This window comes from Serratia sp. NPDC078593 (assembly GCF_050268245.1).
Classification (GTDB): domain Bacteria; phylum Pseudomonadota; class Gammaproteobacteria; order Enterobacterales; family Enterobacteriaceae; genus JBNNGK01.
The window spans coordinates 1-19,078 of the sequence record NZ_JBNNGK010000030.1 but is presented as its reverse complement, the minus strand read 5'-3'; the positions used below and the strand labels follow the sequence as shown (position 1 = coordinate 19,078).

Sequence of the window (19,078 nt, the reverse complement as noted above, 5' to 3'; positions counted from 1 at the left end):
ACTTCGGCGATATCGGCCATACCCATCGGTGCACCCGGGTGGCCGGATTTGGCTTTTTGTACGGCGTCCATGCTGAGTGCGCGGATAGCGTTGGCTAATTCTTTACGCGAAGGCATAACAAAGTGCTCCTAAAATTAAAGTTCAGCGGCCAGCATGTCTTCCAGCTTTTGTTGGTCAACGGCAAACAGACGAATGCCTTCGGCCAGTTTGTCTACCGCCATTGCGTCCTGATTATGCAGCCAGCGGAATTCCGCTTCGGCTAGCGGAGCCGGCTGATGGAAACCTTCCGTTGATGGGGCGAGTTTACGCTCAACCGGCTGCTCGCTCTGCTTCAGTTGTTCCAGCAGATTGGGTGAGATGGTCAGGCGATCGCACCCGGCCAGCGCCAAAATTTGTTCTACGCGGCGGAAGCTGGCACCCATGATCACGGTCTGGTAACGGTGCTGTTTATAATATTCATAAATGGAACGCACCGATTTGACCCCCGGATCCTGCTCGGCATCGTACTCGGCGGCGGGCTGCTTGGCCTGATACCAATCGTAAATACGCCCAACAAACGGCGAGATCAGGTAGACACCGGCTTCGGCGCAGGCACGCGCCTGAGCAAAGGAGAACAGCAGCGTCAGATTGGTGTTGATACCTTCTTTTTCCAGCTCTTCTGCCGCTTTGATCCCTTCCCACGTGGCAGCCAGCTTGATCAGGATGCGCGATTTATTAATCCCTTGTTCCTGATAAAGTGCGATCAACTTACGTGCTTTAGCCACACACATACCACGATCGAACGACAGGCGAGCGTCGACTTCTGTCGAAATACGGCCCGGCACGCTTTTCAGGATTTCAACGCCGATATTGACGGCGAGTTTATCGCAGGCGTTGATCAACTGCGTTTCTTTGCTGCCACCTTGTTGGCGAGCGTATTCTAATGCTTCGGTGATCAGTGGCTGATACTGCGGTAATGCCGCGGCTTTCAAAATCAGTGAAGGGTTGGTCGTGGCGTCTTCCGGTTCGAACTGACGAATAGACTCGATGTCGCCGCTGTCGGCAACCACGGTGGTCAGCTGTTTGAGTGCGTTAAGTTGATTCATTTTAAAGCTCCTTGTTTTTTAGCCTTCACCTTTAAACCGTCGCGGTGTTGGCTAACCCCTTCATACATCAAAGCCCGCGCGCGTTCTGCGCGCTACGGTTTGATTTTACAAAGACGAAATAAGAATTTTTTTCATCATAGGGGGAACACACTGCATCATGCAGCAGGGAAAGAAAATACGCTTTTTCTGATTGTTGTGATGGATAAGAGCAATGAATCCCGAGCTAACGTCAAGTAAGGGGGGATTTGCGCCCCGGAGGTCTGTTTTACGTGTTAAGAGGTTGGCTGATCGAACTCGATTGCATTGTTATCTGTATTGTATCAACTTCACCCTGCCACTTGCCACTTGCCACTTGCCACTTGCCACTTGCCACTTGCCACTTGCCACTTGCCACTTGCCACTTGCCACTTGCCACTTGCCACTTGCCATTTGCCATTTGCCATTTGCCATTTGCCATTTGCCATTTGCCATTTGCCATTTGCCATTTGCCATTTGCCATTGGTAGGGGCGAGGCATGCCTCGCCCTCAGTTCCTATTTTAGCAGAGCGGCTACCGGGTTCCGCCTGAAGCCGAACCCGGCTTCCCTCTTGGTTTACTTACTCAGATTAACGTCAATCGCTTGATAGAAGGCGTTATCGGTATCTGCTATATCCCACACAGCAAGAATGACGTGCGAACCGCTGCGATCAGCAGGTATGTTGCACTGGTGAGTCACTTTTGCTGCCGGCTGGGCACCACCATCGTTGAACTGGCAGAAAGGTGTCAGATCAAATGAGGCACGGGTCAGCGGCTGTGATGCATCCCAGCCCTGTTTGGTGATGAAATAACGCCAGCTGGTGGTGCTGTGACGCGCGGTCAGAGTCCAGGTAAAGGCGTTTGGCCCGGTTTTAAGGTTGAGCTTATTCCAACGGGTTGGCGTTTGCGCGTCTAACTCAAAGAAAGGGGCGTTATCCGCACTGGCAATGTGGCCATCTTGCGGCCCAGCCTGTGGGAAACCTTTTAACCCTTCGATGCTTTGCGGCTCATATTGCACACTGCCACATTGCTTATTGAGTTGCAGCTTGCACTGATAAGCACGACTTGCTGGGGATTCAACATAACCGTGGGCGTTGGCTTGCTGAGAAATACCGAACATCGCTGCGCTGAGCAGGCTAAGAGACAGTAAAGTACGGGAGGTGGTATTCATAATGACTCCGGTTTAACAATGATAATGTGTGAGTTGAGTTTATTTTTCACCGATAGCGATCTTTGTTACGAATGAAATAACTATCGGCTTGTTTTATTTTTACCATTTACCAATGTGTTGATAGCGGAATGTTTTATAGGCTATTAACTAAAATAATTATGATGATTACTTTCGAATGTAAGTTGAATTTGTCTTAATGCTGATGTCTAAATGCACGGCCTCATGATGAATTTTGTTTGAAGAGATGATGAATACTCTTTCAAATGACGTCGCAGGCATTGGAGTATATTGCCTGTGGTCTTATTTTTTTGTGGTACTTGATCGATTTTTACGCACCAACACCTTAGGGAATTTAGTGTCACTTTTCTTTTGTTATTTTATTTTAAAGAGGAATTTGTATGACTAGATTATCCCTGGATGCTATTAAGATAATAAGCACCATTAAAAATACCGGCTCTTTCTCAATGGCGGCCGAAGCTTTGCATAAAACCCCCTCAGCGATATCATATCGTGTTTCAAATATTGAAAGTAAACTCAGTGTGAAACTTTTTCACCGTAACGGCCCGGTTATTACCCTGACTGACGAAGGGGAGTTTTTGCTAAAAGAAGGAGGATGGATATTAAATGCGGTACAAGACTTGGAAAGCCGCGTCAAGAATATCCCAAAACTCGATAATAATATACGCATCGTAGTCGATAAACTTTTTCCGCTGGAGACGATGACGCAAGATATTCGCGACTATATTGGCCATAGCCCAAACGCGAACATATCGATTCAGCGCGAGGCACTGAATGGCACCTGGGATGCACTGAAAAACAATCGTGCCGATCTGATCATCGCTATTGGTCAGATCCCGGACAGCGTTCAGGCTAAAACGCTGATGCTCGGCAAGCTGGATTTTGTTTTGTGCGTTTCACCGTCGCATCCTTTTGCCGCCCAGAAAAAACCGGTCAGCAAAAATCAGCGGCTTAGCGATATTGTTGTCACCATTGCCGACAGCAGCCAGGAACTGCCTAAACGCAACACCGGCGTTTTGCCTTTACAGCGACAACTGGTGGTGTGTGATGTGGAAAGTAAACTGGCGCTGCTCAAGCGCGGCATCGGTCACGGATTCTTGCCACCGATGCTGATTGAAAAAGAGTTGGCAAATGGTGAATTGGTCGCGGTGCCGGTGGAGATGCAAAAGGGCGATGAGATGATCTGGTTAGCCTGGCACCCCGCCAGCAAGGGGGTTGGATTCAACTGGTGGCATGAACGGCTGACGCGTAAAAGTGATGTCTTTAGTCTGATGGGGCGTGAGTTAGTACGTGATGGCGGTTATCCGTGGTGTAATAACTGATTATCCGTCATAAATTATTTGGGAATGGGAACGAAGGGATGCGAAAATTAAACGCTTAAATGAATAAAACCCCGCAGCTGATGGCCGCGGGGTTTTTTGATGATTGAGGCTTGATTAGGCTACGCGGCCCACGCGCAACCAGGCGGTATCTGAACCTGGAATAGAGGTCACGTATCCCCACTTGGCCTGCCAGACGTAGCCTTGGTGCGAGACAAGATCCCCTTGATTATATACGGTGCCGGCGACGTAAGCCGGGGCACTCATCACGGGCAGATTACCCGGGCCAATACCGCTGTAGCGAATACCGGTGCCCATATCCAACTGGCTGTCGTCATAGTCGGTAGCGTTAAAGTAACGATCCAACGATGTCAGCAAATCACCATTACGGTTGTCTTGGCCAAGGTGCCAGAACATCACACCGCCGAGTTTATTCTGTTTGATGTATTTTGCCTTGTATTTGAAGCTTTCAGCATCGTCATAGGTCACAAACAGCCCATTTGCGGCGTGATACAAATAAGGCGTTTTGGTTTTATCATTCCAAAAACGCTCATAGCCGTAATTACCCTGCAGCATTTGCTCCAATTGACGATAAGAGGCGATGCGTGGATCTTTATCGCGAACGCACTCTTCACAACCGACCAGCCAGTAGTCGGTGCTTGGATACGGATCTTCCCCCTGGGTTGTGTGAGAACTGTATTGGCCGTTGTTCGCTGCGGCAACGCCTTTGAACGCGCGGCCATAAAACGGCACACCCATCACGATTTTTTCACTTGGCACACCGCCGAGCAGCAAGTGTTGCTGTACCGCCGCATCTACCGTCAGGCTGAATGGGCTTGGGAAAGCACGCGTCAGTTCCTCCCAACTCCATCCTAAATTAGCTTCACGGAGCGCATTGTAGAAGGTTGGCCCCGCTTCGTCACCGAACAGCGCGGCTTGGTGGTTGGTGATGCGCTCCCACGGACCCGCCAGATCGTAGGTCATCAGATTAATGTAATCGAGTGGGGCGACGATTTGTGCCAGTTTGCCGTAATAGCGTGACAGGAAGAACGCACCGCCAGCACCAGCAATGGTCAGTTGATACGGCAATGATTGACGGCCATCAGTTACTGTCTGGCGATCGACCAGGATGCGGATTTCCTGCAACGCGGCGATAAAGTTCTCGACTTCACTGCCTTGCGGGTATTCCCAGTCGATGTCCACACCATCAAAGCCATAATCCGTCATGATGCGTAGGCAAGATTGGGCAAATTTGCTGCGTGCTTCTGGCGTTTTCACGGCATTGACGTAGTTAGCGTGGGAAACACCAAGATCATTGGAGTAGTACCAACCGCCGATGGAAAACATAATCCGTAGCTCTGGATTATGCGCTTTTAGCGCCCGTAGGCGATTGACGACGTCGCGAGCTTTAACATCGTCAGTCTCTGGATCCCACGCACATTCGAGATTGCTGTTGATATCAAGGAACGAAAAGTTGATATGGGTGAGCTGCTTGGCTTTTTCCGCTGTGATATTCGATACCGGGAATGGCACAATCGAGGTGTCATTTTCGGTATAATTATTAATTTGATGAGTTGGAATAAAATAATAACCAATAACGGCTTTGCGTGCGGACATAATTTATCTCCATAAAATGTTAATGTGTTGAGAGTGAATCCCTCGCCGTTATTAATTCAATTTAATTGGCTCTAAGTAAAGATAAAATAAATCACAGCTATTGTGAATTAATTTTAATGCGCTTAAGTTACTCGCCACTAAGTGCTTTGTTTAACTCGCATTAATTAATATTGAATTCATTAACTCTCCATTTTTCGGTAATATTTTTTCGTTCCATCTTGAACATGACCCATTTACTTCTGGCATTCTCCACCTTCTGTTGTGTGACGAGCTGGCAATAATGACTTTTTTTGATTATTAGCGGTGTATTAATTCATTTGATTTGCAATCCAATTTGTCACTAAATTTTAACTATTCCCCGATGAGCGAACGGCCATTCTTGGCGTGTAATTAAAAATAAAATAGGAGAATAACAATGTCCAGCTTAGAGCCAGATACGGTTGGGTTACTCATTCAACAGGTGAGCGAATATTTACAACCAATAATAAATGCCATATTGGCGGGCATGATGGCATTACTGATTGGCGCCTATCGCAATGTCGGTATTCGGCGTCGTTTATTAAATGCAGGCATGTGTGCATTGCTGGCATGGACCGCACGTGACGCTTTATCGCTGATGGGATGGGAAATCAAATGGGCCAATATCACCAGCGTACTGATTGGATTTCTTGGGGCTGATTATATCAGCGCATTAATTAAAAAAATAATTGGCAAAAAAACGGGGTTCAAAAATGTTAAGTGAAAGAGAAGAGATGCGGTTCACTGCGCGCAGTGAAGAACGGTTGCAAGGGGTTCATGACGATTTGGTGCGGGTTATGCGGTTAGCACTGAATTATTCGCTGGTGCCGTTCTCTATCACTGAAGGGATCCGCAGTATGGCACGCCAGCGTGACTTGGTGCGCAGCGGCAAAAGTCAGACGCTGAGAAGCCGTCACCTGACCGGCCATGCTGTCGATGTGGTGGCGATGCCGGCGGGCGTGGTGTCGTGGGAGTGGGATTATTATGCGCAAATCGCCGTCGCGGTGCGCCGGGCTGCGCGCGAGTGCGGTGTGAATGTCGAATGGGGAGGAGAATGGAAAACGTTGAGAGATGGGCCGCATTTTCAACTGTCGTTTAAGGATTATCCGGCATGAGTAGCGGTTTATTCCCACGTTTAGCGCAGGGCGGGTTTATCTCGCTGTTGCTGGCGGCGGTTGCCCTTGGTGGCTATTGCACGCTGTTGTCGCATCGTTTGGCTCTGTCGCAACAACAGCTGGCCGTGCAGCAGGAAAGGGTGACGCAGCAGGCGGGCGTGATAGCCACCTTGCAAACGCAAGAGAGGCAGAACCGGGAACTGATGGCGGCGCAGCAGCGGCAGGAGCAGCAGTTGCGCCAACAACGTGACAACGATCAGAGGAAATATCGTGAAGCGATCAAAAATAACGTCTGTGCTGGGCAGTCTTTGCCTGGCACTGTGTTTGAGCTCTTGCGCCCAGCCTTCGCCGCAAGCGCTCATCGTGCTGCCCCCTGAGTCGGTGTTTATTCCTTGCGAGCGGCCGACATTACAGGGTGATACTTGGGGCGATGCGGCCAGTTACGCGTTGGCGCTGCAAACGGCATTACAGTTGTGTGCGGGGCAGGTGGCGACGCTGAACGCCTGGCGTGCCGGATTACCCTCACAGTAGCGCTGAGCCTAAACGGTACGGTTACGCGAGTTTGAGACGTCATAGCGACGGCTTTTCAATTGCTTAACATGCACGGGTACCTGATTGTTAAACAGGCGTGCGTCAGCAACGGGTGCGGTGAACATCGTTATTCCCTGTTAGCCTGACAACATAGCTATTATTCCCGCAGCTTACATTCATCCGACTCACTGATCGATCTGGTTCGGGGCGTTTTCTATTGCGGGCATCAGATTTTACTCTGGTTCGCCTGACGCTATGCCACTATCTTAAGCCTAGTGAATTACAGGGATATGGGTGATTTATGGCATTACAAGGAAAAATGTTACTGAACGGCGCGGATTATGCGCTAATCAGAAATGCGCTTTTGAGAACAACGCCTATACGGGTTCCGTGCATGAAGTTGCTTATAGCTCGAGGTTGGATTGAGGTGATAGCCAGTGATTATAGCCACACTTGCCCGTAGTCTTGCCAAAGTTGCCTGCTATATTCTTTTGTCTTTTGTTGTAGGACGAACCTTAGGGAATCCTGAAGTATGGTTTAACCGCGATCTGGTAAGCCATTTAGGCCATATGATTTATGGTGCAGGTGAGATAGGGGCAGATAATTTTTATTACCTCTATTTTTACTTCTCTGTGATCACCGTTTTTTCTATTACAACGGTCATTTACATCTTAGCAATGACGCTAATCAGAAAAATAAGGAAAACGTAAAATGCCAATCCCTCCGTATATGTGGCTCAAAGATGATGGCGGTGCAGACATCAAAGGATCTGTAGACGTTCAGGATCGTGAAGGAAGCGTAGAGATCATTGGGCTGAGCCACGGTATTAACCTACCTGTAGACAGCGCCAATGGCAAAATCACCGGCACACGTCAGCATTCATCTATGATGATTGAAAAGGATGTTGATAGCTCAACTCCTTATCTTTATAAAGCAGCGGCGACAGGGCAGACGCTGAAAAGCGCAGAAATCCGCTTCTATCATATAAATGATGCTGGGCAAGAGGTTTGTTATTATATTGTGTTGCTGGAAAACGTCAGGGTCACCGGTGTTAACTGTGGTGTACCCAATGTGAAGTTAGCTGGTAACGATAAAATGAACCACATCGAGAGCGTCAGTTTGCAGTACGAAAAGATCACTTGGCACATTGTTGATGGCAACATCCAGTATACAGACGCTTGGAACGAACGCGCTGCCGCGTAAAGTAAGGGGCGTCTCGCTTTTTGCTGATAATGTGCGGACAGCGTGTGAACATACCATTAACTAATAATCCTCATTATATTCACAGCGGTTTTTTTCTGCGTCGTCCTGTGCTACTTGTTTTAAGCCTTTATAAGAGAGTTTCGATCAAGGTTATGGCGTGCTTCAAAGTTTGTGATGATTCTCTCACTATACTGGTATAGCCAAACAGTCTTACCTCAACATAAAAGTAAAAAAGCAAAGGAATCCACAATGGACGAACAGCTCAAACAGAGTGCCCTCGATTTTCACCAGTTTCCAGTCCCAGGGAAGATCCAAGTCTCGCCAACTAAACCTCTGGCTACTCAACGCGATTTAGCACTGGCCTATTCACCCGGCGTTGCCGCGCCCTGCCTGGAAATTGCTGCCGACCCACTGGCGGCCTATAAGTACACCGCACGCGGCAATTTGGTGGCGGTGATTTCCAACGGAACGGCGGTATTGGGGTTAGGCAATATCGGCGCATTAGCCGGTAAGCCGGTGATGGAAGGCAAAGGCGTCCTGTTTAAGAAGTTTTCTGGTATTGATGTGTTCGATATCGAAGTCGATGAACACGATCCCGATAAACTAATTGATGTCATTGCCGCGTTGGAGCCGACGTTTGGCGGTATCAACCTGGAAGATATCAAAGCGCCGGAATGTTTCTATATCGAAAAGAAACTACGCGAACGCATGAACATTCCTGTATTCCATGACGACCAGCATGGCACCGCGATCATCACCACGGCGGCGGTGCTGAACGGTTTGCGCGTGGTAAAGAAAAATATTTCAGACGTGCGGCTGGTGGTTTCCGGTGCCGGTGCGGCCTCCATTGCCTGTCTTAACCTGTTAGTGGCGTTAGGGCTGCGGCCGCAGAACATCACGGTGTGCGATTCCAAAGGCGTGATCTATAAAGGTCGCGACGCCAAAATGGAAGAAACCAAAGCGGCGTACGCCATTGAGGATAACGGCCAGCGTACGCTGGCCGATGCCATTCCGGATGCGGATATTTTCCTCGGCTGCTCCGGGCCGGGCGTGCTCACGCAAGACATGGTGAAAACCATGGCAAGAGATCCGTTGATCATGGCGCTAGCCAACCCAGAACCTGAAATTTTACCGCCGCTGGCGAAAGCGGTGCGCCCAGATGCCATCATCTGCACCGGCCGCTCTGACTACCCGAATCAGGTTAACAATGTGTTGTGCTTCCCGTTCATTTTCCGTGGTGCGTTGGACGTCGGTGCGACCACCATCAACGAAGAAATGAAGCTGGCTTGTGTGCATGCGATTGCCGATCTGGCATTGGCCGAACAAAACGACGTGGTGGCTTCCGCCTATGGCGATCAAGATCTGTCGTTCGGCCCGGAATATATCATTCCGAAACCTTTCGACCCGCGTTTGATCGTTAAGATCGCCCCGGCAGTGGCGAAAGCGGCGATGGATTCCGGTGTTGCGGTGCGCCCGATAGCAGACTTTGATGCCTACGTTGAGAAACTGAGCGAGTTCGTCTACAAAACCAACCTGTTCATGAAGCCGATTTTTTCACAGGCGAAGAAACAGGTAAAACGCGTAGTACTGGCAGAAGGTGAGGAAGAGCGGGTTTTACACGCCACTCAGGAGCTGATTTCTCAAGGATTGGCGTTTCCGATTCTGATTGGTCGACCCAGCGTGATCGACATGCGCTTGAAGAAATTGGGTCTGCAAATGACGGCGGGCAAAGATTTTGAAGTGGTTAACAATGAATCTGACCCACGTTTCAAAGCCTATTGGGGCGAGTATTATCAAATCATGAAGCGCCGCGGTGTGTCACAAGAGCAGGCTCGCCGGGCGGTGATTGGTAACCCGACGCTGATCGCGGCCATCATGCTGCATCGCGGTGAAGCCGATGCCATGATATGCGGCACTATTGGCAGTTATCACGAGCATTACGAGGTAGTAAAAAATGTGTTTGGCTTCCGTGAAGGCGCACACGTCGCCGGTGCGATGAACGCCTTACTGCTGCCTAGCGGCAACACGTTTATTGCCGACACCTACGTCAATGACGATCCCACCCCGGAACAGTTGGCTGAAATTACGCTGATGGCGGCAGAAACCGTGCGACGTTTTGGCATTGAGCCGAAGGTCGCGTTGCTGTCGCACTCCAGCTTTGGTTCGTCCGATTGTCCGGCGGCGCGTAAAATGCGTAAAACGTTGGAGCTGGTTAACGCCATGGCGCCGGAGTTAGAAATCGATGGTGAAATGCACGGTGACGCTGCGCTGGTAGAGAGTATTCGTCATGATTTAATGCCCGACAGCCCGCTGAAAGGCTCGGCTAACGTGCTGATCATGCCGAATATGGAAGCGGCGCGTATCAGTTATAACTTGTTACGTGTCTCGTCCTCAGAAGGGGTGACGGTGGGGCCGGTGCTGATGGGGGTTGCGAAGCCGGTGCATATTCTGACGCCGATCGCTTCGGTACGCCGTATCGTCAATATGGTGGCGTTGGCGGTGGTCGAGGCGCAAAGCACACCAATGTAATATCACGGTTTAACCACGCATTTGGGGCGAACATATGTTCGCCCCGATTCATTTAAACGCCGGACAATTTCTGAGCGATAGCCCGAATATCTTGTGGTGTGGTACGGCAGCACCCCCCGATCAATCGTGCGCCAATTTGTTGCCAGTCGCACGCGTGATCGGCCACGTTGCCGTGTTCCCCCCCGCAGGTATGCCAGGTTTTGCTCACCGCATCGTAGTGCTCGCCGGAGTTGGGATAGACCAGCAGCGGGCAGTCGGTTAGTGCCGTCAATTGTCGCAGTGCCGGGCTGACGTTTTCCAATGCAATACAGTTAATGCCGATTGCCAACACGTGGGGGTTGCCGTTGAGCAGTGCGATAACGTCGGTCAACGGCGTACCGTCGCTGAGATGATTGCTGTCACGCAGCGTGAAAGAGAACCAGGCACCCAGTGATGGGAAATCGTTTAACAACGTCAACAGTGCCTGCAACTCAGCGAATGATGGCAGTGTCTCACATGCCAGCACATCTACACCGGCTTGCGCCAGCGCGCTAATACGCGGGCGGTGGAAAGCCATCATTTCTGCCTGTGACAGCGCATAATCACCGCGGTATTCAGAGCCATCGGCCAAAAATGCGCCGTAGGGGCCGACCGAACCGGCAATCAGTAGCGGCGCGGCTTGCGGATGCTGGGCTAAATAAGCGCTGCGCGCCCGTTGCGCCAGTTGCACGCTTTTGGCAATCAGCGCCAGAGATTGTGCCCCGTCCAACCCGCGTCGTTGAAATCCCTGCGGTGTGGCCTGATAGCTGGCGGTAATGGCACATTGGGCTCCGGCGTTGAAATAATCCAGATGCACCTGATAAATCAGTTCAGGATTTTCGATCAACACTTTGGCCGACCACAGTGGATCGCTGAGATCGCAGCCGCGCGCTTCGAGTTCGGTCGCCAGTGCGCCGTCGAGGATCAGCGTACGGCCCTGATCCAGTAACGGAGCGATTGGGTTATTAACTGGCATGTTCTTCTCCTGCATTCAATAATGATTTTTTGCCGGCCGCGCGGCGGGTGAGGTAATAAGCACCGTAGCACAACGCGACAAACGGCAGGCCGCAATACAGCGCGATGCGCTGTTCTGGATCAAATGCCAGACCAATACAGGCCAATAGACACAGGGTGAAACCAGCGATGGGCGTTAGCGGATAGCCGGGCGCGCGGTACTTGAGGCCGGAAATGGATTGGCCGCTGCGGACATAGGCGCGCCGGAAGGCATAGTGCGCCGCGCAGATACTCAGCCAGACCGCCACCACCGCAAAGCCAGAGATGGCAGACAAGGCGACAAATACCGTATCCGGTGCGATCACGCTAGTCAGCAGGGCTAACACCCCGCCGAGCATGCTGAACGTCAACGCATTGAACGGGATACCGCGCCGGTTAACGCGAGAGAAATAGGCTGGCAGCGTGCGTTGATTGGCCAATGACCACAGCATGCGGCCTGATGCATACAGGCCTGAATTGGCGGCAGACAGAATGGCGGTCAGAATCACGAAGTTGAAAATATCGGCGGCGTAAGGTACGCCAATACGCTCAAACACCAGTACAAATGGGCTTTTAACCACGCCAGCCTGCTCCATCGGCAGCAAGGCGGCCAGCACAAATACCGTGCCGAGGAAAAAGACCATCAGGCGGATCACCGTAGTACGAATAGCCCACGGCACGACTTTTTCTGGATTCTCCGTTTCCCCGGCGGCGATACCAATCAACTCCGTACCGGAAAAGGCAAAGTTCACCGCCACCATGGTCATCAGGATCGGCAATGTACCGTTAGGAAACCAGCCGGAAGCGGTCAGGTTATGCAAGAAGGGGGCGGGCGTGCCGTCTTTCATCGGAATGATGCCAAACAGCGCGGCACCGCCCAACACGATAAATGCCAGAATGGTGATCACTTTAATCAGCGAGAACCAGAATTCACTTTCGGCAAAAAATCGGGTGGTGACGATATTCAACAGGAAAATCGCAATGCAGAAAATCAGGCACCATAGCCACACTGGCGAGTTCGGAAACCAGTATTGCATACAGAAACCGGCGGCGGTCAGGCTTGAGCCTAACGCCACCGTCCAGGTTAACCAGTAAAGCCACGCCACCGTATAGCCCGTTGCGGGGCCAAGATAGCGGGAAGCATAAACGTGGAATGCGCCGGTTTCCGGCATCGCAACGGAAAGTTCGCCAAGGCATAGCATCACCAGATATACCACCAACGCGCCGATCGCATAGGCCAATAACGTACCGAGCGCTCCGGTGGTAGAAATGATATAGCCGGTGTTGAAAAACAGCCCGGTGCCGATGACACCCCCTAAAGAAAGCATCACCAGATGTCGGGCTTTCATGGTGCGTTTAAACTGCCCTTCGGCGGGCGCAGGTGATTGCTTCATATCGTATCCGTATAGACATCTAAACAGCTAAATGGCTAATCGTTATACCTGCTCTGCGCAATGAAATCAATGCGTAGTGGCGCGCGCGGGGAGATTGTTGTTTGTAAATGATAATTGTTATCTATAATGGACAGACGTTTTGCCGAGGCTAACAAGATGAAATTTTGGGTTTTAATCGCGACACTGTTGCTCGTCGCTTGCAGTTATTCGCCAAATCAGCGACAGGTTGATGCCCGTACGCTGCCGGGGACCATCACCGATTTACACAGTGGGGACCGGTTGACGCCAGCCCAGTTACTCACTCAATTGGCCGCGGTGCCGCGCGTGATCGTGGGAGAAAAACACGATAATGCCGATCATCATCGCATCGAGTTGTGGCTGCTCCAGCAATTACCGCAACAGCGCGCTCAGGGCAGTGTATTGCTGGAGATGATTAATCCTGACCAGCAGGCGCGGATTGATGAGGTAAAGCAACAGGTTAGAGAGGGTGAACACATCGATTGGCGCCAGGTGCCAATACAGTTGAGCTGGCAGCCGGGGTGGCCGTGGGCGCAGTATGGTGATGTGGTCACCACCGCGTTAGCGGCGCCGTATCCGCTGCTTTCAGCAAATCTGGATCGCAGTGAGGTGCTGGCGTTTTATCAGCGTCCGCTGATTCCACCAGGCGTGCTATCAACATCAGCGGCAGTACAGCAAGAGCTTGCCGCGACCATCCGCTATGCGCACGGCGGAAATATTGATGCTGCTCGATTGCAGGCGATGGTGGCTATTCAGCAACAGCGCGATCGACGCATGGCCGAGCAATTACTGGCGGCACCCACGCCGAGCTTACTGATTGCTGGCGGGTATCATGCTTCAAAACGCGTCGGGGTGCCGTTGCACATGGAGGATTTACAACCGGCGGTAAAACCGGTTGTGTTGATGCTAGTGGAACCGGGGGCCGAGATCGGCAAAGAGCGAGCGGATTACCTGTGGACGATACCGCCCGCCAATTAGCGTTTGACCTGTACCAGCCATTTATCTAGCTCGTTGGCGAACAGTTGGCGATCGCGCTGGTTTAAGGTGTTGGGGCCACCGGTCTGGATACCGCTGGCGCGCAGGGTATCCATAAAGTCGCGCATATTAAGACGCTCGCGAATGGTATCTGGCGTGTAACGTTCACCGCGTGGGTTGAGTGCGACTGCGCCTTTTTCGATCACTTCGGCTGCCAGTGGGATGTCGGCAGTAATGACTAAGTCGCCTGCGGCACAACGGCGTACGATTTCATTATCTGCCACGTCAAAACCGGCTGCCACTTGCAACGTGCGCAGATATTTTGACGGTGGCGTGCGTAACGGCTGGTTGGCGACCAGCGTCACTAGCGTGGCGGTGCGATCGGCGGCACGGTACAGCACCTCTTTGATCACGTTCGGACAAGCGTCCGCATCGACCCAAATTTGCATGGTTATTCCTCCAGCCAATCGCGAACCGGCAGAAAATCACGATACAGCGCCGCTTCCGGGCTATCTTCTGCCGGTTGGTAATTATATTCCCAGCGCACCAGCGGTGGCATGGACATTAAAATAGACTCGGTACGTCCGCCGGTCTGAAGACCAAACAACGTACCGCGATCCCATACCAAATTAAATTCGACATAACGACCGCGACGATACAGTTGGAACTGACGCTGTTGCTCACCCCAGGCTAGCGTTTTTCGCTTAGCCACGATCGGCAGGTAAGCATCAAGGAAACCTTCACCGACTGCGCGGGTGAAAGCGAAGCAGTGGTCGAAATTCGGTGAGTTGAGATCGTCATAAAACAGCCCGCCGATACCGCGTGCTTCATTACGGTGTTTGATGAAGAAATAGTCGTCGCACCACTTTTTGTATTGTGGGTAAACCTGTTCACCGAACGGCGCGCATAATTGCTGGGCGGTACGGTGCCAATGCACCGCATCTTCTTTGAAACCGTAGTAAGGCGTCATATCGAAGCCGCCGCCGAACCACCATACCGGCGCTTCACCCGGTTTTTCGGCAATAAAAAAGCGCACGTTGGCGTGGCTGGTTGGCACGTAGGGGTTAAGTGGATGAATCACCAGTGACACCCCCATCGCTTGAAAGCTACGCCCCGCGAGCTCTGGCCGGTGCGCGGTAGCCGAGGCGGGCAGCATGGCGCCAGAAACGTGCGAGAAGTTCACGCCAGCCTGTTCAAATACGGCACCGTGGGTCAGCACCCGGCTGCGGCCACCGCCGCCTTCTTCACGCGTCCAGCGGTCTTCAATAAACGTAGCGCTGCCGTCGGCCTGTGCTAATTGTTGGCAAATTTGGTCTTGCAGCGCCAGCAGGAAAGATTTGACTTTAGCGATGTCGGGTAAACTCATAGGGGAGAATTCGCAGTTTCAGGGCAAAGAGGGCGCTAAGTATATACCCAAAATCAGTGAAACTGCATCAAGGCGGCGGGTGAGTAAAAGCCGATGCGCAGACAGCAACAAGTGATTTAGTGAATGAATGCAGCAGCTTTAAGTAGACCGGGGGGAGCTATCCATGACGTGATTGGTCGCGTTTGGCGCACTTTGCTCGCGGCCGTAGCCGGGCAAATAGAGTGAACAGGATCAATTGAACGGGCAGATGGTCGAATGTGGGGCATCATTATTGGCCGTTGAATGGTGGGATTATTGGTTTTTTGTGCGATGCTTGTTATCGGTGATTGGCCTGCCGCTGTGGCCACCGTGATGCAACTTCAATGACTTTGGGTATAATCAGGTAAATATATTTATTAACCGTGGCGAACAACGATGGAAATTCGCGTATTTCGACAAGACGACTTTGAAGAAGTCATCACCCTGTGGGAACGGTGCGATCTGTTGCGCCCGTGGAACGATCCTGAGATGGATATTGAGCGCAAACTCCACCATGATGCGGATCTGTTTTTGGTGGCAGAAGTGGGCGGAGAAGTGGTCGGCTCGGTCATGGGCGGCTATGACGGCCATCGCGGTTCGGCTTATTACCTTGGTGTACATCCTGATTATCGCGGCCGTGGTATTGCTAATGCGTTAATGAGCCGGTTGGAGAAAAAGTTGATGGCGCGCGGGTGCCCGAAGATTCAGCTGGTGGTGCGTGAAGACAACGATGCCGTGATCGAAATGTATGAAAAGCTGGGGTATGAAACACAAGGAATTACCAGCTTGGGTAAACGACTGATTGAAGATCAGGAATATTGATATTGACGGGCGTTGGCGCGCCCGTCGCTACGCTTAGCGTATCTTTTTGATGGTTTTCACATCGACTTCTACGCTACTCCAATCTTTGTCCACTTTACCTTCCAGTTGCACCTTGTCTTTTGGCGTCACCGTTTGACCATGCCAGCGTTTGTGGTCGATTTCTACCGTAAGCGTGCCGGTGGCATCGCGGAAGGTGTAGGTGTCATCGCCGACCCGTTGTTCAATATTGCCTTGCAGCATGACCCACGTGTCGTCACTCATCGATTTGACTTTGTCTACCGTGGTCAGCGCCGCGCTTGGGCCTAAAAAGCCGCCTTGTTGGCCGGTGCTAGTCTGGGGTTGCTGGGTATGGGGGCCGTTGAAGCCACCTTGCTGGGCGAGAACCGGTGCACTGCACAGGGCGATCAACATGACCAGCGTCAGTTTTTTCATCGTTAAGCTTCCTTATCTTATTCAGTGAATGATTAACCCAACCATTAGGGCACTATGTGTGTGAGTTAATTAAAGCACAAGGATCTTAAGGGGTTCTTAAGCCGACTGATTGAAAGAGTAAAAATTTAACCCATCTGTGTAAAGGCTTTGTGTAATAACCAGGAAGCGGCCGTGAAGGTATCCCCGATTTATTCTCCTGATGACGATGATCATCACGGCGGGTGCATTGCGCCAACAGGGCAGCGGCATAAGTTTAAAAATAAAAGGGCATAATGATAGAGTCCGATTCTGATATGACATCATGGTGCCGACAAATAGCTATGCATATAGACATGTTTTTTGTATGGTGATCTTGGTGTGCAAGATAAAGCGTTAACTACAACCGAACGCTTCCCGTGGAAAAATGGAAAACCGGGTCTAATGAACATAAGCAAGGAGCGGTTATGTACAACAGCAATGAAGTTATCAGTTATTTGCAGGCTAATAAAATTCTGGCGTTAAAATTCGACCACGCATTAACGGGCGTAGGAAAGGCTGTATCAAATCAGATTGAAACGATAGGCGTAGGTGCAAGGCGAGTGCTGTATTATACGTCCTGCTTTACTGATGAATATCAGGACATATGTCAACGTCAAAAAATGAAGATATTCGCTTCCAAAAAGGCGTTATTCATCTTATTCAACACGGTGGCGTTGTATATGACATACTCAGAATTTATTTTGAGGAGATATTAAAATACAAAACATCAGATCAACTGGAGCTTATCAAACAAAAGCTTATGGCTATTAATATCCATATTGCCGCAAATTCTCTGACGAAAGCAGGATTTACTTTAGCTACAGCAACATCTGTCTCTACCGGTATGAATCTTAGCCGTGATATGAGTGCTATTGCAGGGCGTGCTGCGGGCACAGCAGTCACAGTAGTTGGCATGTATGGCATTGTGCAGAAGGCAGCAGATAGTGCGGAACGTCTCCGCATTACTTATCCTGCGTTCTTCGCCGCACTATATGTTCAAGAGCTTGAGATGATGTATTTTATGGTTGAATCATTGTTTGAACGCGCAGGCGCGTTGACGGCGCAATGGGCATCAGATGAAGGGATAGCTCATATTATAGAAAAAATGATTAGGTAGCTATGATGTTATTTATTAAACGAATGTTGTCGTGGCTTTTTCGACAATTGTTTTCGCTATATGCACCCTCGTTTTGCATTATTATATTTGCATTGCTGCAAAGATATTTCTTTCCTGATAGTCCCATTTGGCCTGTCGGTTTGTTCGCCATATTAATAGTGTTTATATTTGCACGTTACGTGAAATGGTAATGTTTTATCGTTACTGCTATTTATCCATGATAAGGAAATTACATGTCTACTCCCGCACATTTATGGCTTGAAGATGAGAATGGCTCTCCGATTATCGGTAGCTGTATAATGCCACTGCGTTTAGGCTCCATTGAGCTGAAATCATTCTCTCACGGCGTCACTACACATTGAGTATCTTTTCAAATCAGTAACAAATAAGAAGCCTAATTTTACTGAGCTTGATGATGAAGTCGGCTGATGGCCCGAGATACCCGGGCCTAGCGTAGCGAGGGGCGCTCCGGTGGTTTACGCCACTATGGCCCCACCGCCACGCTTTCCCTAATAACGGGCTTTGTCAGTAGTCTGATTTTACTTCTTTTATTCATGCCAGAGATTGGGTGAGGCAATAACTGTCAAAACTCAACATGAACCGCTACTTATTACTAAAAGACAATTTGTAATATTAAATCATTTACTTTCTGTATGACTAATTCATCATCTGCTAACAAGATGTGTTTGTTTGCGGTGATGCTGGCGTGTGGCTCATGACCCCAACTGGCAGTATTGATAAAATATAACCACATTTTTTATACGTATAACTTGATATGCAAGGTAGAAACTTTATGATGAGTTGAACTACAACCGAACGCTTCCCGTGGGAAAATTGGAATCCGGGTCTAATGACAATAAGCAAGGAGCGATTATGTATGGTAACAATGAAATCATCAGTTATTTACAGGCCAATAATTTTCTTGCACTGAAGCTCGAACATGCAGTTTCTGCCGTCAGACAGCAGGTCGCAAATCAAGTTGATTCATTAGGGAAGGGGGCTACCCGTCTGTTGTATTACACGTCCTGTTTTACTGATGACTATAACGATGTTTGCCAGAAACAAAGGACGGAAGATCTGCGCTTCAGGAACGGCGTCATTCGCATTATCCAGAATGGTGATGTTGTCTATGAAATGCTTCGGATCTACTTTGAAGAAATATTTAAATACAAAACCAATGATCAGTTAGAGTGATCTTACCCAGCAATAGTGGACACGGCGCTAAGTGAGTAAACTCTTAACCAGAGGTAGCTCACATGACAAAATCAGCATCAAGCAAAAAGCAG

General features: G+C 50.2%; 20 protein-coding genes and 3 pseudogenes. 13 read left to right on the top strand and 10 right to left on the bottom strand.

All coding sequences use genetic code 11. The features are described from left to right. From ACQKDS_RS19590 to ACQKDS_RS19575, 4 genes are all read right to left on the bottom strand, one after another. The coding region (locus tag ACQKDS_RS19590) for a hypothetical protein (protein ID WP_399673827.1) at positions 1 to 116 on the bottom strand (116 nt) is incomplete at its 3' end. A gap of 18 nt (positions 117 to 134) precedes the next feature. Then, positions 135 to 1,085 (bottom strand): transaldolase, encoded by a 951-nt coding sequence (gene tal / locus ACQKDS_RS19585; RefSeq protein WP_399673825.1) that lies wholly within the window; start codon positions 1,083 to 1,085, stop codon positions 135 to 137. 326 nt (positions 1,086 to 1,411) lie between these two features. Next, complete coding sequence (locus ACQKDS_RS19580) at positions 1,412 to 1,570, bottom strand: hypothetical protein (RefSeq protein WP_427673884.1); 159 nt, start codon at positions 1,568 to 1,570, stop codon at positions 1,412 to 1,414. A gap of 107 nt (positions 1,571 to 1,677) precedes the next feature. Next, entirely contained in the window at positions 1,678 to 2,271 is a 594-nt protein-coding gene (locus ACQKDS_RS19575; protein ID WP_399673821.1) for a lytic polysaccharide monooxygenase, read from the bottom strand. A 398-nt stretch (positions 2,272 to 2,669) separates the two neighbouring features. Here ACQKDS_RS19575 and ACQKDS_RS19570 point away from each other — a divergent pair, with 398 nt between their 5' ends. Further along, the gene (locus tag ACQKDS_RS19570; protein ID WP_399673819.1) at positions 2,670 to 3,611 is read left to right on the top strand and encodes a LysR family transcriptional regulator; all 942 of its coding nucleotides are present in this window, start codon (positions 2,670 to 2,672) and stop codon (positions 3,609 to 3,611) included. A gap of 114 nt (positions 3,612 to 3,725) precedes the next feature. Here ACQKDS_RS19570 and ACQKDS_RS19565 read toward each other — a convergent pair whose 3' ends face one another. Next, positions 3,726 to 5,225 (bottom strand): glycosyl hydrolase family 18 protein, encoded by a 1,500-nt coding sequence (locus tag ACQKDS_RS19565; RefSeq protein ID WP_399673817.1) that lies wholly within the window; start codon positions 5,223 to 5,225, stop codon positions 3,726 to 3,728. A gap of 415 nt (positions 5,226 to 5,640) precedes the next feature. Between ACQKDS_RS19565 and ACQKDS_RS19560 the strand changes: the two genes are divergently transcribed. From ACQKDS_RS19560 to maeB, 7 genes are all read left to right on the top strand, one after another. Beyond that, positions 5,641 to 5,967 carry a phage holin, lambda family gene (locus ACQKDS_RS19560; protein ID WP_399673815.1) on the top strand — a complete coding sequence of 109 codons (327 nt, stop codon included), beginning with the start codon at positions 5,641 to 5,643 and terminating at the stop codon, positions 5,965 to 5,967. Further along, positions 5,957 to 6,358, top strand: a complete 402-nt coding sequence (locus tag ACQKDS_RS19555; protein WP_399673813.1) for a M15 family metallopeptidase — start codon at positions 5,957 to 5,959, stop codon at positions 6,356 to 6,358. Before ACQKDS_RS19560 ends, ACQKDS_RS19555 begins: the two co-directional genes overlap by 11 nt. Further along, on the top strand, positions 6,355 to 6,735 hold the full coding sequence (locus ACQKDS_RS19550; protein ID WP_399673811.1) for a hypothetical protein: 381 nt from the start codon (positions 6,355 to 6,357) through the stop codon (positions 6,733 to 6,735). Before ACQKDS_RS19555 ends, ACQKDS_RS19550 begins: the two co-directional genes overlap by 4 nt. Beyond that, positions 6,722 to 6,889, top strand: a complete 168-nt coding sequence (gene lysC / locus ACQKDS_RS19545) for an Rz1-like lysis system protein LysC (protein WP_399673809.1) — start codon at positions 6,722 to 6,724, stop codon at positions 6,887 to 6,889. Before ACQKDS_RS19550 ends, lysC begins: the two co-directional genes overlap by 14 nt. 437 nt (positions 6,890 to 7,326) lie before the next feature. After that, positions 7,327 to 7,599: a hypothetical protein gene (locus tag ACQKDS_RS19540; protein ID WP_399673807.1), complete on the top strand. Its 273-nt coding sequence runs from the start codon at positions 7,327 to 7,329 to the stop codon at positions 7,597 to 7,599. A 1-nt stretch (position 7,600) separates the two neighbouring features. Next, positions 7,601 to 8,092, top strand: coding sequence for an Hcp family type VI secretion system effector (locus ACQKDS_RS19535; protein WP_399673805.1), 492 nt, complete (start codon positions 7,601 to 7,603; stop codon positions 8,090 to 8,092). Positions 8,093 to 8,341: 249 nt separating this feature from the next. Further along, positions 8,342 to 10,621 (top strand): NADP-dependent oxaloacetate-decarboxylating malate dehydrogenase, encoded by a 2,280-nt coding sequence (gene maeB, locus ACQKDS_RS19530; RefSeq protein WP_399673803.1) that lies wholly within the window; start codon positions 8,342 to 8,344, stop codon positions 10,619 to 10,621. Positions 10,622 to 10,673: 52 nt separating this feature from the next. Here maeB and mmuM read toward each other — a convergent pair whose 3' ends face one another. Further along, positions 10,674 to 11,615 (bottom strand): homocysteine S-methyltransferase, encoded by a 942-nt coding sequence (mmuM, locus tag ACQKDS_RS19525; RefSeq protein ID WP_399673801.1) that lies wholly within the window; start codon positions 11,613 to 11,615, stop codon positions 10,674 to 10,676. After that, positions 11,605 to 13,026: an S-methylmethionine permease gene (gene mmuP, locus ACQKDS_RS19520; protein WP_399673799.1), complete on the bottom strand. Its 1,422-nt coding sequence runs from the start codon at positions 13,024 to 13,026 to the stop codon at positions 11,605 to 11,607. Before mmuP ends, mmuM begins: the two co-directional genes overlap by 11 nt. Positions 13,027 to 13,182: 156 nt before the next feature. Between mmuP and ACQKDS_RS19515 the strand changes: the two genes are divergently transcribed. Beyond that, positions 13,183 to 14,022 carry a ChaN family lipoprotein gene (locus tag ACQKDS_RS19515; RefSeq protein WP_399673797.1) on the top strand — a complete coding sequence of 280 codons (840 nt, stop codon included), beginning with the start codon at positions 13,183 to 13,185 and terminating at the stop codon, positions 14,020 to 14,022. Here ACQKDS_RS19515 and ACQKDS_RS19510 read toward each other — a convergent pair. Both ACQKDS_RS19510 and hemF read right to left on the bottom strand, forming a co-directional pair. After that, positions 14,019 to 14,468, bottom strand: a complete 450-nt coding sequence (locus tag ACQKDS_RS19510; RefSeq protein WP_399673795.1) for a YaiI/YqxD family protein — start codon at positions 14,466 to 14,468, stop codon at positions 14,019 to 14,021. The two genes, ACQKDS_RS19515 and ACQKDS_RS19510, sit on opposite strands and share 4 nt — an antisense overlap. Before the next feature lie 2 nt (positions 14,469 to 14,470). Further along, positions 14,471 to 15,385, bottom strand: a complete 915-nt coding sequence (hemF, locus tag ACQKDS_RS19505) for an oxygen-dependent coproporphyrinogen oxidase (RefSeq protein WP_399673793.1) — start codon at positions 15,383 to 15,385, stop codon at positions 14,471 to 14,473. A 414-nt stretch (positions 15,386 to 15,799) separates the two neighbouring features. Here hemF and ACQKDS_RS19500 point away from each other — a divergent pair, with 414 nt between their 5' ends. Further along, positions 15,800 to 16,225 carry a GNAT family acetyltransferase gene (locus ACQKDS_RS19500; RefSeq protein WP_399673791.1) on the top strand — a complete coding sequence of 142 codons (426 nt, stop codon included), beginning with the start codon at positions 15,800 to 15,802 and terminating at the stop codon, positions 16,223 to 16,225. A gap of 33 nt (positions 16,226 to 16,258) precedes the next feature. Here ACQKDS_RS19500 and ACQKDS_RS19495 read toward each other — a convergent pair whose 3' ends face one another. Then, positions 16,259 to 16,657: a YgiW/YdeI family stress tolerance OB fold protein gene (locus tag ACQKDS_RS19495; RefSeq protein ID WP_399673789.1), complete on the bottom strand. Its 399-nt coding sequence runs from the start codon at positions 16,655 to 16,657 to the stop codon at positions 16,259 to 16,261. A gap of 443 nt (positions 16,658 to 17,100) precedes the next feature. Between ACQKDS_RS19495 and ACQKDS_RS19490 the strand changes: the two are divergent. From ACQKDS_RS19490 to ACQKDS_RS19480, 3 pseudogenes are all read left to right on the top strand, one after another. Beyond that, positions 17,101 to 17,792 (top strand): annotated as a pseudogene (locus ACQKDS_RS19490) (hypothetical protein). A gap of 233 nt (positions 17,793 to 18,025) precedes the next feature. Further along, positions 18,026 to 18,145, top strand: a pseudogene (locus ACQKDS_RS19485) (type VI secretion system tube protein Hcp); the annotation flags it as partial. A 520-nt stretch (positions 18,146 to 18,665) separates the two neighbouring features. Beyond that, positions 18,666 to 18,983, top strand: a pseudogene (locus tag ACQKDS_RS19480) (hypothetical protein); the annotation flags it as partial. Positions 18,984 to 19,078 lie beyond the last annotated feature (95 nt).

What these genes read in the sequence shown, in the direction of transcription:
- ACQKDS_RS19515 (WP_399673797.1), top strand. Translation starts at nt 13,183, where the DNA reads ATGAAATTTTGGGTTTTAATCGCGACACTGTTGCTCGTCGCTTGCAGT.
- hemF (WP_399673793.1), bottom strand. Translation starts at nt 15,385, where the DNA reads ATGAGTTTACCCGACATCGCTAAAGTCAAATCTTTCCTGCTGGCGCTG.
- tal (WP_399673825.1), bottom strand. Translation starts at nt 1,085, where the DNA reads ATGAATCAACTTAACGCACTCAAACAGCTGACCACCGTGGTTGCCGAC.
- ACQKDS_RS19575 (WP_399673821.1), bottom strand. Translation starts at nt 2,271, where the DNA reads ATGAATACCACCTCCCGTACTTTACTGTCTCTTAGCCTGCTCAGCGCA.
- mmuP (WP_399673799.1), bottom strand. Translation starts at nt 13,026, where the DNA reads ATGAAGCAATCACCTGCGCCCGCCGAAGGGCAGTTTAAACGCACCATG.
- ACQKDS_RS19555 (WP_399673813.1), top strand. Translation starts at nt 5,957, where the DNA reads ATGTTAAGTGAAAGAGAAGAGATGCGGTTCACTGCGCGCAGTGAAGAA.
- ACQKDS_RS19500 (WP_399673791.1), top strand. Translation starts at nt 15,800, where the DNA reads ATGGAAATTCGCGTATTTCGACAAGACGACTTTGAAGAAGTCATCACC.
- ACQKDS_RS19535 (WP_399673805.1), top strand. Translation starts at nt 7,601, where the DNA reads ATGCCAATCCCTCCGTATATGTGGCTCAAAGATGATGGCGGTGCAGAC.
- mmuM (WP_399673801.1), bottom strand. Translation starts at nt 11,615, where the DNA reads ATGCCAGTTAATAACCCAATCGCTCCGTTACTGGATCAGGGCCGTACG.
- ACQKDS_RS19580 (WP_427673884.1), bottom strand. Translation starts at nt 1,570, where the DNA reads ATGGCAAATGGCAAATGGCAAATGGCAAATGGCAAATGGCAAATGGCA.
- ACQKDS_RS19570 (WP_399673819.1), top strand. Translation starts at nt 2,670, where the DNA reads ATGACTAGATTATCCCTGGATGCTATTAAGATAATAAGCACCATTAAA.
- ACQKDS_RS19495 (WP_399673789.1), bottom strand. Translation starts at nt 16,657, where the DNA reads ATGAAAAAACTGACGCTGGTCATGTTGATCGCCCTGTGCAGTGCACCG.
- ACQKDS_RS19560 (WP_399673815.1), top strand. Translation starts at nt 5,641, where the DNA reads ATGTCCAGCTTAGAGCCAGATACGGTTGGGTTACTCATTCAACAGGTG.
- ACQKDS_RS19565 (WP_399673817.1), bottom strand. Translation starts at nt 5,225, where the DNA reads ATGTCCGCACGCAAAGCCGTTATTGGTTATTATTTTATTCCAACTCAT.
- ACQKDS_RS19550 (WP_399673811.1), top strand. Translation starts at nt 6,355, where the DNA reads ATGAGTAGCGGTTTATTCCCACGTTTAGCGCAGGGCGGGTTTATCTCG.
- ACQKDS_RS19510 (WP_399673795.1), bottom strand. Translation starts at nt 14,468, where the DNA reads ATGCAAATTTGGGTCGATGCGGACGCTTGTCCGAACGTGATCAAAGAG.
- maeB (WP_399673803.1), top strand. Translation starts at nt 8,342, where the DNA reads ATGGACGAACAGCTCAAACAGAGTGCCCTCGATTTTCACCAGTTTCCA.